This is a genomic window from Burkholderia sp. AU15512, from assembly GCF_002223325.1.
In the GTDB taxonomy this organism is placed as follows: Bacteria; Pseudomonadota; Gammaproteobacteria; order Burkholderiales; family Burkholderiaceae; genus Burkholderia.
Genome location: NZ_NKEX01000006.1, coordinates 192,596 through 207,526 on the forward strand (window position 1 = coordinate 192,596; position 14,931 = coordinate 207,526).

7 protein-coding genes and 1 pseudogene are annotated in these 14,931 nt (G+C 66.5%); 3 read left to right on the forward strand and 5 right to left on the reverse strand.

Annotation, left to right across the window (positions count from 1 at the left end):
- The first annotated feature begins 115 nt into the window (after positions 1-115).
- Positions 116-1,024, forward strand: coding sequence for a LysR family transcriptional regulator (locus CFB43_RS20215; RefSeq protein ID WP_089496300.1), 909 nt, complete (start codon positions 116-118; stop codon positions 1,022-1,024).
- A 136-nt stretch (positions 1,025-1,160) separates the two neighbouring features.
- Here CFB43_RS20215 and CFB43_RS37840 read toward each other — a convergent pair.
- The 4 genes and pseudogenes from CFB43_RS37840 to CFB43_RS20230 form a co-directional block, all read right to left on the reverse strand.
- Positions 1,161-1,301: pseudogene (locus tag CFB43_RS37840) on the reverse strand (CocE/NonD family hydrolase C-terminal non-catalytic domain-containing protein); the annotation flags it as partial.
- A 270-nt stretch (positions 1,302-1,571) separates the two neighbouring features.
- Positions 1,572-2,675, reverse strand: a complete 1,104-nt coding sequence (locus CFB43_RS20220; RefSeq protein WP_089496301.1) for a terpene synthase family protein — start codon at positions 2,673-2,675, stop codon at positions 1,572-1,574.
- 45 nt (positions 2,676-2,720) lie between these two features.
- Positions 2,721-3,683 carry an SAM-dependent methyltransferase gene (locus CFB43_RS20225; RefSeq protein ID WP_089496302.1) on the reverse strand — a complete coding sequence of 321 codons (963 nt, stop codon included), beginning with the start codon at positions 3,681-3,683 and terminating at the stop codon, positions 2,721-2,723.
- A 265-nt stretch (positions 3,684-3,948) separates the two neighbouring features.
- A complete protein-coding gene (locus CFB43_RS20230) occupies positions 3,949-5,901 on the reverse strand; it encodes a Xaa-Pro dipeptidyl-peptidase (protein ID WP_089496303.1) in 1,953 nt (650 codons plus the stop codon).
- A gap of 592 nt (positions 5,902-6,493) precedes the next feature.
- Here CFB43_RS20230 and CFB43_RS20235 point away from each other — a divergent pair.
- A complete protein-coding gene (locus CFB43_RS20235; protein WP_089496304.1) occupies positions 6,494-7,306 on the forward strand; it encodes a hypothetical protein in 813 nt (270 codons plus the stop codon).
- A 32-nt stretch (positions 7,307-7,338) separates the two neighbouring features.
- Here CFB43_RS20235 and CFB43_RS20240 read toward each other — a convergent pair whose 3' ends face one another.
- Positions 7,339-8,592 carry a lipoprotein-releasing ABC transporter permease subunit gene (locus CFB43_RS20240; RefSeq protein WP_256990076.1) on the reverse strand — a complete coding sequence of 418 codons (1,254 nt, stop codon included), beginning with the start codon at positions 8,590-8,592 and terminating at the stop codon, positions 7,339-7,341.
- A gap of 301 nt (positions 8,593-8,893) precedes the next feature.
- On the opposite strand from CFB43_RS20240, the gene CFB43_RS20245 reads away from it, so the two are divergent.
- On the forward strand, positions 8,894-14,902 hold the full coding sequence (locus tag CFB43_RS20245; RefSeq protein ID WP_089496306.1) for an MG2 domain-containing protein: 6,009 nt from the start codon (positions 8,894-8,896) through the stop codon (positions 14,900-14,902).
- Positions 14,903-14,931: the final 29 nt, after the last annotated feature.

Here is a 14,931-nt window from a genome sequence, read left to right on the forward strand (position 1 = left end):
GGATTGTCGACGCGGGGAAGCCGCGATCGACATGGCGTGACAGGAATGTAGGGGATCGTTTCGATCCAAACAATTGGCTAGAATGGATCGTTAAAATCAATTTTCTGGATAGATCGTGGATCGCAGCCCCAATCTGGATCAGCTTCGTGCGTTCGTCGCCGTCGTCGAGGCAGGCAGCTTTTCAGGGGCGGCGCGTCGGCTCGGCAGGGCGCAATCGGTGGTGAGTTATGCGGTCGCCAGCCTCGAGGCACAGCTGGGCATGCCGTTGTTCGAACGCGGCAGACGCCGTCCGCAGCTGACGGCGGCCGGCGAGGTCGTGCTCGCCGATGCGCGTCGGCTCGACATGCTGATGGGGCAGTTGCAGGCGAAGACGGCCGGTTTGCGGGGCGGCGTGGAAGCCGAGCTGTCGCTGGCCGTCGACGTGATGTTTCCGTTGCCGAAGCTGGTCGAAGGCATGCAGGCGTTTGCCGAGGCGTTCCCGACCGTCGCACTCAACCTGGCGATCGAAGCGCTCGGCGGCGTCATGAAGCTGGTGCTCGACGGCGGCTGTGCGCTCGGCATCAGCGGCCCGATTCCGAACTGGCCGGATGCGATCGACGCGACCTCGATGGGGGCGATCGAGTTGCTGACCGTTGCGGCGCCCATGCATCCGCTCGGGTTGCGCGACCTGCCGATTCCGCTCTCGGAGGCGCGCGAACATACGCAGATCGTGCTCACCGACCGCAGCAAGGTCACCGACGGGCAATCGTTCGGAATCCATGCGACCCGCACCTGGAAGGTGGCCGACCTTGGCGCGAAACATCGGTTGCTGCTCGCCGGGCTGGGCTGGGGATCGATGCCGATGCATCTGATCGAGGACGATCTGCAGTCGGGCCGTCTCGTGCCGGTGCAACTGGCCGACCGGCGCACGTTCCGATACGGACTATCGCTGATCCGGCGTGCCGATCGCGCGAGCGGTCCCGCCGCGCAGTGGCTGATCGATTATTTGAGTCGTCAGGGCGATCCGAATGGCCGGCGGGCCTGACCCATGCCCGGCGGCGGCCGGCCGGGCAGGCCGCCCGGCCAGCCTTGCAATCCGCGACGATTGAAGGCTGGCCGGACGCTCGGCCGTGTCAGCGACGCACGCCGGCGGAAGCGCGTTCCGCGCGGCGTATGCCCGCTCAGGACGAAGCCAGCGGCACCGTCACCGACGTACCGGCCGGATCGAGCGTCAGCCCGGTGCCCGGTGTCGGCCACAGCGTCGCCTCGTTGTCGCTCGACAGCACGACGAGCCCCAGCCGGTGGCCGGCTTCCAGCAAGAAGATGAAAAAAATTGCGTCGCGGCGGCCAATCAAGCGCCGAAATAACGATCTGCATGAAACAGCATTTCACTCCTTAGCGTCCGGCGATTGGCCGGATACGTGCCGCAGATTGAGATGACCGGCCCGTGAGGATGTGGTCATGCCGGCAGACCAACGGCGCGAGGCATGCGGCTCGCTATTGCGCGCGCGGGTGTTCGCGACAGCGCGAAGCATGTCCGTTTGCCGTTGTTTCGACCGTATCGATGCGTTTGCGTGGCCGATCCGGTTGCCTCAATTCGCGGGACGGACACCGGCCAGATCGGCCGCCGCGACTTCATCCGTGGAGGGGAGCGGCCGAATGGTCACCTCACCGGAAATGAACCGTTTCCCTTTGAAATCCCGGCCATGGTAGCGCGTGCTGATCGCGTGAAATTCCGCATTGCCGGACGCCAGATGCTCGAGCTCGGTCACGTAGGCGCGCACATCCGCCCGATTCCCGAGCGGGCCGGCAAGGACGCGATCGCGCGCTGCCATCAGATTGCGCTCGTTCTCCGCAACCAGCGTTGCCAGCTTGTTCAGCGCATCCTGGAGTTTCAGGCCCTCCCTGTACATCAGCAGCCAGACCGAGTTGACCGAATCGGCGATATGAATTTCCTTTCGGAATGAATACGGGTCGTTGACCAGCGTAATCGAATCGATGGCGGCCGTTCTCATTTCCGCCAGCGAGCGGTCGGCCACCAGGTGCTCGGTCATGTCGACGTCGATGGCGTACTCCGTCATGATGGCTGCCCATTCCCCGTAGTTGTCGATGCGCCGCATCTCGAGGTAGGCGTCGAATGTGAGTTCGTCCATCTTCAGGGCCAGCGGATCCGTCTGCCTGATGATCAGCGTATGCAGCGCGTCCTCCATGCGTTTCCAGACACGCGGTTTCGACGCCAGATGTGTCTTGACGGGCAAGAGCCCCTCGTACAGCAATTGCGCGATGGGCGCGGTGTCGGGCGGGCGAATGCCGGCGATTGCATCGAAATAGTGCTGGCGCAATGTCGAGCGCTTGTGCGCCTGCTCCAGCATCGCGGGGTTGGTGATGGTGTCGTCGATCAGCGTGGTGATGCTCATCATCCGTTCCAGATCGTAGATCCTGTCGTTCAGGGTGTGCGGATAGCACAGGCCGCCGAATGACGGCATGCTTTGCGCCAGATAATGTTCGACGGCCTTCTGGCTGCCGTAGTAGGCCAGGATGTACGGGCTGTCCGTGAGCGCGATCCGGCGTTCCGCCTCGTCATGGTGCGGATGCCACATGGGTTTCAACTGCAGATGGAAGTCCGGATGGAAGATTGTCTCCCCGGGCTTCGGCAGGCCAGGCAGGTTGCGGACGAAGTTGGGAATATCTGTCATGGCGGGTTCTCGGGCTTGATGTCCGGCGGCGGGAACGGGCGGCCTTCATCGACCGTGCTTGAGCACGAAGCTATAGATGGAAACCTGATGCTTCACGATGGCGACGGCCAGGCTTTCGCACATCACGCGGAGTTCCTCCAGCGCGCCGACCGCGCCCGTCGGGAAATGGCGCTCGATGTTGTCCTGAACGTTCAACAACCATCGCGTCGCGTCTGTCCGGTTCGGCAGGACCTGCATGTCCTGGACGCGGAAGCCGCTTTGCTCGAATACCTGGCGCAGGTACGCGGGGGTCTTGCGATACTTGCATGCGAGCCTGTCGACCAGGTCGGGCGTATCGGAACGGTATTCGGAGAGGTCGACGTTATATAAGTTATCCGAAACGATGACTGTCCCGTTTGCGCCCAGCCGCTGACGCAATTTCGCCATCACGATTTCGAAGAGATCATAGGGGAAATGGGAGATCACACCGCGCATGATCACGAGGTCGTAGGGCTGGTCGACATCCGGCAGCAGGTCGATGTCCAGCGCATTGCACTGGAACAGGTTGATCCTGTCGGACAATCGCCGCGCGGCGTTTACCTCGGCGCAATATTCGAGCTGGCGGCTGCTGATGTTGATGCCGTCCAGGCGATGGCAGTCGGGAAACCGCTCGGATAGATCGCGCAGCACGGTTCCCCATCCGCATCCGATATCGAGTACCCGGTTGATCGGCTGGCGCCCTGGCGTCTCCAGACCGGCGATCTTCAATTGCCGTTCGAAATACCTGAGGCCGGATTCGTCGAGATCGACCGGCCTCGGCGATTGGGGATGGTCAAAGACGCCGAACTGGAACCAGAGGCGATCGCCGATGGCCTTGCTCCAGTTCACCGGGTCGTCCTGGTAGGCCTCCACGACCCGGGATTCGTAATCGTTTCGCTCTCGGCCCCGAATTGCCGCGAATGGCGGGTTACGCCGATCGTTCAATGGTGACGCGGATGCTGCGGTTGTACCGGTGATCAGGTTGTTCATTGCCGTTCCCCCGCAGCGACCGGCTACAAATGTCCGGATTATTGATTTTTAAATCTAGCCGGCGGGGAATCGATGTCAAGCGATATCAGATTGTTTCTGATTTCGATTCAATAATGTAATTGATTTATGAAGCGTGGAATTCTTGTTTTAAAGAGCCGTTGCTTCCGTTTCCATAAGAATCGGGAAATGGAACCGAATGAATGAAGCTATCCCGGGACGCCGGTGCGCTGGCGTCCCGGGATGGCTTCAGTACGGGCATGCCCGCTCAGGACGAAGCCAGCGGCACCGTCACCGACGTACCGGCCGGATCGAGCGTCAGCCCGGTGCCCGGTGTCGGCCGCAGCGTCGCCTCGTTGTCGCTCGACAGCACGACGAGCCCCAGCCGGTGGCCGGCTTCCAGCTTGTAGTCACGCGGCATGAACGTCAGCTTCAGGTCGTACGGCATGCCGGGCAGAACCGGCTGCGAGACCCACTCCGACACGCGGTTGCGCGGATCGGTCCACGCCCGCGTGACGATCGTCGCCGTGCCGTCCGGCGCGCGATCGACCAGCAGGGCCGTCACGTTGGCCACGGCCGTGAAGGTCAGCCTGACGCGCGCGGTCGCCGAACCGGACAGGCGTGTCGCGGCCGTGAGCGGCGCGGTTTCGAAGCGGCTGCGGTTCTCGCCCGTCGGCGCGTTCGCCAGCGTGAGCGCGGTGATGCGTGCATCGTCGGTGAAGCGTGCGAGCGGGCCGCCGGTCGGCAGTCGCAGCAGCGTGCCGGTGCCCGCGCCGTCGCCGCCCGCGAAGTACGTGACCGGCGTGGCGTGGCGTGCGGCCCAGTCCGCTTCCTTCAGCAGCGTGCCGTCCGCCTGCTCGATCACCGCGCGCGGATCGCGTTCGACGCCGTTGTCGAAACCGATCAGGTAGCGCGTGAACCAGCGGTTCACTTCCGCGGTCCACGCCTCGGCCATCGCCGGCACGCGGGTCGGGTCGGTGTGCTTCAGGCGATGCAGCCACAGCTGCGTCGGCACGCCCTGGCGCCGCATCGCGAGATGCCACAGCGTCGACTGGTCGACCCGCACGTTGTCGTCGGTGAGCCCCTGCGCGACGAGCGCCGGCGCGACCGCGTACGGGGTGGGAATATCGCGCGCGGCCCAGAACGGCGAATAGTCGCCGGTCTTGCGGTCTTCCTGCTGCAGCGCTTCGTCGATCAGGTGCGTGCAGCGCTCCGGATGCGCGTTCGTCAGCAGCGCCTTGATGTACACGTCGACGTCCTCGCCCTGATAGCCTTCCGGCGCACGCACGAGGCCGCCCGAGCGGTAGTAGCCGTACATGTTCGTCAGCCCGGCGACCGGCACGATCGCGTCGAGCCCGCGCGTGCGCAGGCTCGCGACCATCTTCGGCAGCGTGCCGTCGTACGACACCCCGTACATGCCGACGTGGCCCGTCGACCAGTTCGCGACGACCGTCTTGCCGTTCGCGTCCTTCGCGGTCGCGTCGCGGCCGAGCCAGCGGATCACCGAGGCCATCGCGACCGATTCGTCGCGGGTGAGGATCGTCGGGCAGCCGTCCGAGCCGGCCGTGCCGAGCGAATCCGCGTAGACGATCGTGAAGCCGCGCGGAATGAAGTAGCCCTCGATCCACGAGCGCCCGGCGGCGGCCGCCTCGACCTGCTGCAGCATCCGCACCTGCGGCGCGGCGGCCATGATGCGCGCGGAGGCGCCGGTCGCTGCCGTGGCCGCCGTGGCGACCGGATGCGGCGTGCCGTCGAGTTCGACGTCGACGTTGTGGTCGGGGCTGTCGGCGAGGCCCGCGTAGTACGGGCTCGCGAGCACGATGACAGGCGTGCGCGCGCCGTTCGCGGTTTCGGTCGGGCGCACGATGCGCACGTGGATGCGGTCGCGCGTGCCGTCGCCGTCGGAGTCGACCGGCGTGTCGACCCACGCGTTCTCCTCGATCGTGCCGCCCGACAGCGACGGCTGCACCTGGCCGTTCGTGATCACGGGCCGGTAGCGGCCGCCGCTGGCCGGATTGGCGTACGGCACGCCCGACGGCGAAATGCGTGACGCGAGCGACTGCTTGTCGGCCGCGGCGGCGACCTCCTCCTGTTGGCCCTGCGCGAGCGCGGAGACGCCCGCCACGCTGCCGCCGTCGTCGCCGCCGCACGCGGCGAGCGTTGCGGCCGCAACGAGCGCGGGAAGCCACGCGCGACGCAATCCGGTTCGATGAATGTCCATTGTCGACCTCTTGTTGTGATTGTCTGGAACCGGTCGGCACGCGATATGCCCCCTGCGGCCCGGCCGGGTGCTGCATCGGATGAAACGGAACTGCACCTTCGAAAGCGCCGGGCGCGAGGCCCGGGTGCCACGGCCGGTGTCGACGCGCGTCACGCATCGCGCGACCCGGCGAGCGTCGGGGCGATTGCATCGCCTCGACCGCAAAGCGTCAGCGCGGCGGCCGATTCGGGCCGCCCGGTCGAAGCGAGGCCGGCGGCACGAAGTGAATACAGGAGTGCGAATCAAATGCGGGCATGCCCGATCTTCCTTCAGGTTTCAGATGAAACGGAACGGCACGATGCGATGAGGCGGGGATGGTGCGAACGGCGGTGCTGCAACGGCAGGAAAGCGCGACGCGAGTCGGCGGGGCTGGCCGGAATGCTTTCCGGAAGCTTGCGCAAAACTTATCTCAGTGAAATCTCGGTGTCAAACTTTTTTAGTTTGAGTCAAACAAAGTTTTCATGCGTGCGGGGCGATGGACCTGCGATCGGTCTAAATTTCCGGGCAATCTGTCCGTAAACGGTAAAAAACAGATTGAAAGGAGAGAGAGGGCATGACGACTTCAGTCACGGCAGCGAGCGGCCTTTCGCTCGTGCAGATGGCGCAGCAGGCTGCGCTCGACGGGCGCCAGCAGACGGCCGCGGCGGCCGGGCAGCCGCAGGACACGCCGATTACCATCCGCGCGCTGGACCCGGACGCGATGCACGCGGCGCGCATGAAGCAGATGTCGATCCTGGGCAACCTGTCGACGAAGCTGCGCGACGTCACCAGCCAGCTCGCGACGAGCCTGCACGAGATCATCGCGAAGCGGCCGGACCTGGCCGACGCGCAGTTCGACTTCATGACCGACAACGGCCAGATCAAGGTCGTATCGAAGACGATGACGGAAAGCGATCGCGCGTGGGTGGAGTCGACGCTGAACGCGAACGCGGGCCTCGTGCTCGCAACGCGCGCGTTTCACCAGCAGGCCATCGATTTCGCGGAGCAGGGTGCGGCCGCCGTCGGCGAGACGTTCACGGACGAGGATCGCAAGGTGGCCAGCCAGCGCGCTGATGCGGATTTCCGCTTCATGACGGAGATGAATGCGTCCGTCGCGCGCAACCGGAAGTTCGACGAGGCCGGCGGGCATTTCACCACGCAGGACGGCACGCGGCTGACGTTCGATCAGTCGGCCGGCACCGCGCGCGGCACGCTGGCGCTGCTGGATACCGACCGCCAGTTGTCGTCGGGTGCGGCGATCTTCGTCGACGAGTCCGGGCAGAAGACCTACGGCCGGCGTGCCGGCCTGATCGACGTCGGCTTCGGGGAGGCGTTCGAGAACATCCTGAACGGCCGCAACAGCATCGGCTTCCACGAGACCGCGTAGCCACGGGCGTCACGGAGCCGGACGCCGCGCGCCTATTCGTCGCGCAGCGCCTCGGCCGGCCGCACCCGCGCGGCGCGCCAGCTCGGGTAGAGCGTCGCGACGCACGACATCAGGAACGCGGCCGCGGCGATCTCGATCACGTCGGCCGTCGCGAGCTTCGACGGCAGCGAGCTGAGGAAGTACACGGACGGCGTCAGGAAGCGGATGCCGAGCACCTGCTCGATCGCGGGCAGCACCCACGGGATGCTCACCGCGATCGCGCAGCCGAGCGCGACACCCGCGAGCGTGCCGGCGAGGCCGATCGTCATCCCCTGGATCGCGAAGATCTTCATGATCGACCCGGGCGGCGCGCCGAGCGTGCGCAGGATCGCGATGTCGCCCTGCTTCTGGGTGACGGTCATCACGAGCGACGACACGAGGTTGAACGCGGCGACCGCGACGATCAGCATCAGGATCAGCGAGAGCATGCGCTTTTGCAGCCGCTCGGCTTCGAACCACGTGCGGTTCTGCCGCGTCCAGTCGCGGATATAGAGGTTGCCCGACAGCGTGCGCGACAGTTCCAGCGCGACGTCCGGCGCGCGCTGCAGATCGTCGAGGCGCAGCCGGATGCCGGTCGGTGCACGCACGTTGAACAGCGTCTGCGCGTCGCGGAGGTGGATGTAGGCGAGCGCGCTGTCGTACTGATAGTGGCCCGACTCGAACGTGCCGACCACGTTGAACTGCCTGAACCGCGGCAGCGCTTCGCCGATGCGTGCGGTGTTGCCGGGCGCGAAGAACGTGATGCGGTCGCCGATCTTCACATGCAGCGCGTCGGCCAGCGCCGAGCCGAGCACGATGCCCATCTCGCCCGGCACGAGCGCGTCGAGCCGCCCGGTCTTCAGCTTGCGCGCGATCTCGGACACCCGCGGCTCCAGCACCGGATCGATGCCGCGCAGCGCGACGCCCGTCACGCTGCCCGCGTTCGTCAGCAGCGCCTGTGCGTCGACATAGGGCGCGACGGCGCGCACCGCCGGATTCTGCAGCGACTCATGAGCGGTGAGCCGCCAGTCGGGCATCGCGCCGGACGGCGAGAAGATTTCCACGTGGGCGAGCACCGACAGCATCCGGTCGCGCACTTCGGTCCGGAATCCGTTCATCACCGACAAGACGACGATCAGCGCGGCGACGCCGAGCGCGATGCCGGCCATCGCGGCGCCGGCAATGAACGACACGAAGCCGTCGCCGGCCGTGCGCCGGCCGCCGCGCGCATAGCGCAGCCCGATCTGCCATTCGAACGGGAGTTTCAAGCGGTTTCCTTTCATTTCGATTCGATCCTGCCGAGCCGCGCATTCTAGCGAACGCGGCGCCGCCGTGGGCGGAGGTTGCGCGATGGACGACCGAGATCCGCCCGACCGGCCGGTCATCCGGCGGCGTTGCGCGCCGGCACACCGATATTTCCATCGTTTCGGGTCTGATCGATAATGGCGGCCAGCATCCGGTCGAACATACCAAGCAATTACGGCGCAACCGGGCCGCGCCGTCACAGACCCATAACAATTCGGGGAAGGTTGCCGCACCCGGCAGCATGTCCTTGACAAGGAAATAACAATGGATTTGCTGCGCTTCCTGCTGCTCCTGCCGATTCGCGTGGCGGGCTTCGTGTGGTGGCTGCTCGGCTGCGCGCTGCGGCCGCTGGTGGGCGACGTGTCGTGGACGGCGCCCGCATGGATGGGCGTGACCGCCGCGGCCGTGCGCCGCCGCCCGTGGCATGCCGGCGGCCTCGTGCTGCTCGCGGCCGCGCTCGGCTATGGCGGTTACTGGTTCAAGCATCGCCCGAAGCCGCCAGAGCCCGCGACCGTCAGCTTCACCGTGAAGGCGCCGGCCATCACCACCTACGAGGTGGACGACACCGACAAGCCGAAGATCACCGTGCATCCGCTCGAAGTCGTGTTCGCGCAATCGGCGGCGCCGATCGAACAGGTCGGCAAGCCGGCCGGCGACGGCATCGAGATGACGCCCGCGCTGAAGGGCGCATGGGAGTGGGCCGACGACAAGACGCTGCGCTTCACGCCGGCGGCCGACTGGCCGGTCGGCGCGCACGTCGAGGTGCGCTTCGCGGTGCACCGGGTGTTCGCGCCGCAGGTGCTGATGCACGACGACCGTTTCGCGTTCGACCTGCCGGCGTTCGCCGCGACAGTCGGCAACAACGAGTTCTACCAGAACCCCGACAATCCGGCGGAGAAGCAGGCGCTGCTGCAGTTGCGCTTCAACTACCCGGTCGATCCGGCCGAGTTCGAGAAGCGCATCGGCCTCGTGCTGGTTGGCCGCGACGGCAAGAATACGACGCCGCTGCGCTACACCGTCAGTTACGACAAGATGAAGACGAGCGCATGGGTCCGCTCGCAGTCGCTCGAGATCCCGCTCAACTCGATGGCGGCACGGCTCGACGTCGACAAGGGCGTGAAGAGTGCGCGCGGCGGCAACGGCACGCCGGACGCGCTGCATGCGTCGGTCGACGTGCCGGGGCTCTACAGCCTGTCGATCGACAACATCGCGCCGACGCTCGTCGACAACGAGCGCTACGAGCCCGAGCAGGTGCTCGTCGCGGAGGCATCCGACGGCGTGCGCAGCGCCGATCTGGCCGCACGCGCCAAGGCGTGGGTGCTGCCGAAGCGCAAGCCGGGCGTCGACCAGTCGGACGACGATCCGCCGTACGAATGGAACGTGGCCGACATCAGCGACGCGGTGCTGAAACAGTCGAAGCCGCTGGCGCTCGACGTGGTACCGACCGAGAACGACTACGCGACGCTGCAAAGTTTCAAATATCACGCGACGCCGGGTGATCGCATCGTCGTGCGGTTCGCCGAAAACCTGAAATCGGCCGGCGGCTACCTGCTCGCCGAGCCGGTGACGACCGCGTTCACGGTGCCCGACTATCCGAAGCTGCTGCGCTTCATGGCCGACGGCTCGCTGCTGTCGATGAGCGGCAGCAAGCGGCTGTCGGTCGTGTCGCGCAACCTGCCGGGGATGAAGGTCGAGATCGGCCGCGTGCTGCCCGACCAGCTCCAGCATCTCGTGAGCTTCAACAACGGCACGTATGCGCGGCCCGAGCTGTCGTATTCGTTCAGCGAGGATCACATCGTCGAGCGCTTCGTGCAGACGCGCGCGTTCCCGGCCGGCGACCCCGGCAAGGCGCATTACGAAGGCATCGATCTCGGCCAGTACCTGAAGGGCGGCAAGCGCGGCGTGTTCCTGCTGCACCTGACGAAGTACGATCCGGCGGCCGAAAAGAAGAAAGCCGACGATGCGAAGGACAGCGATGCATCGTCCGGCGACGGAAGCCAGGATCAGTCGGACAACGCCGATTCGGGCGACAGCAGCGGCAACGGCAATGGCGACGACAGCGACAACGCGCTCGGCGACACCCGCCTGATCGTCGTGACCGATCTCGGCATGCTGGTCAAGAAGGCGCTGGACGGCAGCCAGGACGTATTCATCCAGTCGATCCGCACGGGCAAGCCGGTTGCGGGCGCAACGGTGTCGGTGCTCGCGGTGAACGGCCAGGCGCTGTTCACGCAGACCACGAGCGCCGACGGCATCGTGCATTTCCCCGCGTTCAAGGGGCTCGACCGCGAGAAGCGGCCGCAGCTGTACGTCGTGAAGAAGGACACCGACCTGTCGTTCCTGCCGGTGGCCGGCCGCGACCGCCAGCTCGACTTCTCGCGTTTCGACGTCGACGGCGAGCGCAACGCGACGGGCCAGGGGCAACTGTCGGCGTACCTGTTCTCGGATCGCGGGCTGTACCGGCCCGGCGATCCGTTCCACATCGGCCTGATCGTGCGCGCGGCGAGCTGGGCGCGCAGCCCGGCCGGCGTGCCGCTGCAGGCGGAGATCGTCGACCCGCGCGGGATCACGGTCGAGCGCAAGCCGGTGACGGTCGATGCGACCGGCTTCACCGAGCTCGGCTATACGACGGCCGAAACCGCGCCGACCGGCACGTGGACGGTCAACCTGTATATCGTCAAGGACGGCCAGCCCGGTGCGGAGCCGATCGGCAGCACGACGGTGCAGGTGAAGGAGTTCCTGCCCGACCGGATGAAGGTCGACGCGAAGCTGTCGCAGCAAGTGATCGAAGGATGGGTGAAGCCGAAGGGGCTGAAGGGCATCGTCGATGCGCAGAACCTGTTCGGCACGCCGGCGGAGAAGCGCCGCGTCGCGGCGACGCTGACGCTGCGCCCGGTGTGGCCGTCGTTCCGCAGCTGGCAGGGCTATCACTTCTTCGATGCGCGCCGCGCGAAGGAGGGCTATACGACGACGCTGCAGGACGGCACGACCGACGACAAGGGCCATGCGGAGTTCGACCTCGATCTCGACAAGTACGCGGACGCGACCTACCAGCTCTACTTCCAGGCGAAGGCCTATGAAGCGGAAGGCGGGCGCAACGTCGCCGCGAACGCGCAGACGCTCGTGTCCAACAACGACTGGCTCGTCGGCTACAAGTCGGTCGACGATCTCGGCTACGTGAAGCGCGGCAGCCCGCGCACGGTGCGGCTCGTCGCGATCGATCCGACCGCGAAGGCGATCGACGTGAAGGACCTGCGTGCGCAGCTCGTCGAGGAACGCTACGTGTCGGTGCTGACCAAGCAGGATTCCGGCGCGTACAAATACGATTCGCGGCTGAAGGAAGTGCCGGTCGACGAGAAGCCGCTGGCGATTCCGGCGGCCGGGCTCGACTTCACGCTGCGCACCGACAAGCCGGGCAGCTATGCGCTCGTGATCCGCAACGCGGCCGGCGCGGCGGTGAACCGGATCGAGTATTCGGTCACCGGCGACGCGAACGTCACGCGCTCGCTCGACCGCAACGCGGAGCTGCAGGTGACGCTCGCGAAGCACGACTACAAGCCGGGCGAGCAGGTCGAGATCGCGATCCGCGCGCCTTACGCGGGCAGCGGCCTGATCACGATCGAGCGCGACAAGGTGTATGCGCACGCGTGGTTCCATGCGGATACGACCAGCTCGATCCAGCACATCACGGTGCCGGCCGGCTTCGAGGGCAACGGCTACATCAACGTGCAATACATCCGCGATCCGTCGTCCGATGAAATCTTCATGAGCCCGCTGAGCTACGGCGTCGTGCCGTTCTCGGTGAACCTCGATGCGCGCCGCAACGCGGTATCGGTCGATGCGCCGGCACTCGTGAAGCCAGGCGACACGGTGAATTTCACCGTGCATTCGGCGAAACCCGCGAAGGTTGTCGTGTTCGCGGTCGACGAGGGCATCCTGCAGGTCGCGCGCTACAAGCTCGGCGATCCGCTGAAGTTCTTCTTCCGCAAGCGGATGCTCGAAGTCGGCACGTCGCAGATCCTCGACCTGATCCTGCCGGACTTCGAGAAGCTGATGGCGATGGCCGCGCCGGGCGGCGACGCCGACGATGCGATCGGCCGCCAGTTGAACCCGTTCAAGCGCAAGCGCGACAAGCCGGTCGTCTACTGGTCGGGGATCGTCGACGTGAACGGCGACACGCGGCTGAGCTATACCGTGCCCGACTACTTCAACGGCAAGCTGCGCGTGATGGCCGTGTCGGTGTCGCCGGACCTGGTCGGCACGTTCGAAGGCGCGACGACGGTGCGCGGCGATTTCGTGCTGTCGCCCAACGTGCCGACGACACTCGCGCCGGGAGACGAGGCCGACGTCAGCGTCGGTGTCGCGAACAACCTGACGGGTGTCGGCAATCAGCCGGTGCCGGTCGCGGTCACGCTGAAGACGGGGCCGCAGTTGCAGGTGATCGGGCCGGCCATGCAGAACGTCGCGCTCGCGCCGCAGCACGAGGGAGTCGCGATGTTCCGCGTGAAGGCGACCGACACGCTCGGCTCGGGTTCGCTGTCGTTCGGCGCGCGTTATGGCGCGAAGGGCGCGCAGCAGCGCGTCGATGTGTCGGTGCGGCCGGCCGCCGCGTTCCGCACGCAGCTCGACATCGCACGCCTCGATCCGGGCAAGAAGGCGAGCGTGCCGAACCTGCGGTCGATGTACGACGCGTTTGCGTCGCGCGATGCGAGCATCTCCACCGCACCGCTGGTGCTGTCCGAAGGGTTGTCGTCGTATCTCGTCAACTTCGAGCACACCTGCAGCGAGCAGCTGGTGAGTGCGGCCGTGCCGCGCGTGTTCGCGGCGAAGTGGCTGTCGGTGCGGGCGCTGACGAGCGCGATGCATGCGACCGACGCCGGTGCCGACGCGACGAACGCGGCGGCGATCACGCAGTTCCTCGGCGTGCTGCGCAGCCGGCAGAACGCGCAGGGCGGGTTCGGGCTGTGGAGCGCGACACCCGACGCCGATCCGTTCGTGTCCGTGTACGCGATGCACGTGCTGCTCGACGCGCGCGAGCGCGGCATCGCGGTGCCGAAGGACATGCTCGACGCGGGCAACCAGTATCTGCAGAAGCTCGCGGCGAACGATTCGCTCGGCTCGCTCGACCTGCTGCGGCAGCGCGCGTACGCGGTGTATCTGCTGACGCGCCAGGGCAACGTGACGACCAACAGCCTCGCGGCCGTGCAGAAGCGGCTGCAGGATGCGTATCCGAACGACTGGAAGAACGATCTCGCAGCCGCATGGCTCGCCGCGTCGTACCAGCTGCTGAAGCAGGACAAGGAGGCCGCGGCGCTGATCGCGGGCCCGCAGGCGCTGCTCGAGCGCAAGCGTGCGTCCGACGGCGGCTACGTGACGGGCTACTACCTCGATCCGCTGACGCGCGACGCGAGCGTGCTGTACCTGATCGCGAAGCACTTTCCCGAGCGCGTACGCAAGCTGTCGCCGCGCGCGATGGACAACCTCGCCGCGCCGCTCGTCGACAATCGCTACAACACGCTGTCGTCGGCGATGACGATCCTCGCGCTCGATGCGTATGCGGCGTCGAGCGCGGGCCAGCTCGACCAGCTCGCGATCGACGAAGTGCGCGCGGGCGCCGCGCCGAAGGACGTGTCGTCGATCCAGGCGAACCTCGTGCGTTCGGGCACGTGGTCGGCCGGTGCGTCGCGCGTCGACTTCGTGAACGGCAGCTCGCTGCCCGCGTGGTGGATCACGAGCCAGTCGGGCTACGACCGCGGCACGTCGACGAAGGCGATCAAGAACGGGCTGGAGATCGTGCGCGACTACACCGACACGGACGGCAAGCCGCTCGACAAGATCACGGTCGGCCAGGAGATCGACGTGCACCTGAAGATCCGTGCGACGGGTTCGGCGAGCGTCGGCAACCTCGCGATCGTCGATCTGTTGCCGGGCGGCTTCGATCCGGTGATCGCGCCGCCGCCCGTCACCGACACGCAGGACGGCGACAGCAACGGCGATGGCGGCGCGTCGGCACCGGTGGCCGATGCACCGTGGCGGTCGCCGATCGGCGTGAAGGGTTCCACGTGGCAGCCGCAGTTCGCGGACGTGCGCGAGGATCGCGTAGTGATCTACGGCACCGCGACGACCGACGTGCGCGAGTTCGTCTACCGGATCAAGGCGAGCAACGCGGGCCGCTTCATCGCGCCGCCGGCCTACGGCGAGTCGATGTACGACCGCCGCTTGCAGGCCCAGGCGCCCGGCGGGTCGACACTGACGGTGGAGCGCGCGCGATGACGATGAAGCTGCAACGTCGTTGCCGGCCG

Coding starts and splice junctions, on each gene's coding strand:
- CFB43_RS20220 (WP_089496301.1), bottom strand. CDS start 2,675: ATGACAGATATTCCCAACTTCGTCCGCAACCTGCCTGGCCTGCCGAAG.
- CFB43_RS20225 (WP_089496302.1), bottom strand. CDS start 3,683: ATGAACAACCTGATCACCGGTACAACCGCAGCATCCGCGTCACCATTG.
- CFB43_RS20230 (WP_089496303.1), bottom strand. CDS start 5,901: ATGGACATTCATCGAACCGGATTGCGTCGCGCGTGGCTTCCCGCGCTC.
- CFB43_RS20235 (WP_089496304.1), top strand. CDS start 6,494: ATGACGACTTCAGTCACGGCAGCGAGCGGCCTTTCGCTCGTGCAGATG.
- CFB43_RS20245 (WP_089496306.1), top strand. CDS start 8,894: ATGGATTTGCTGCGCTTCCTGCTGCTCCTGCCGATTCGCGTGGCGGGC.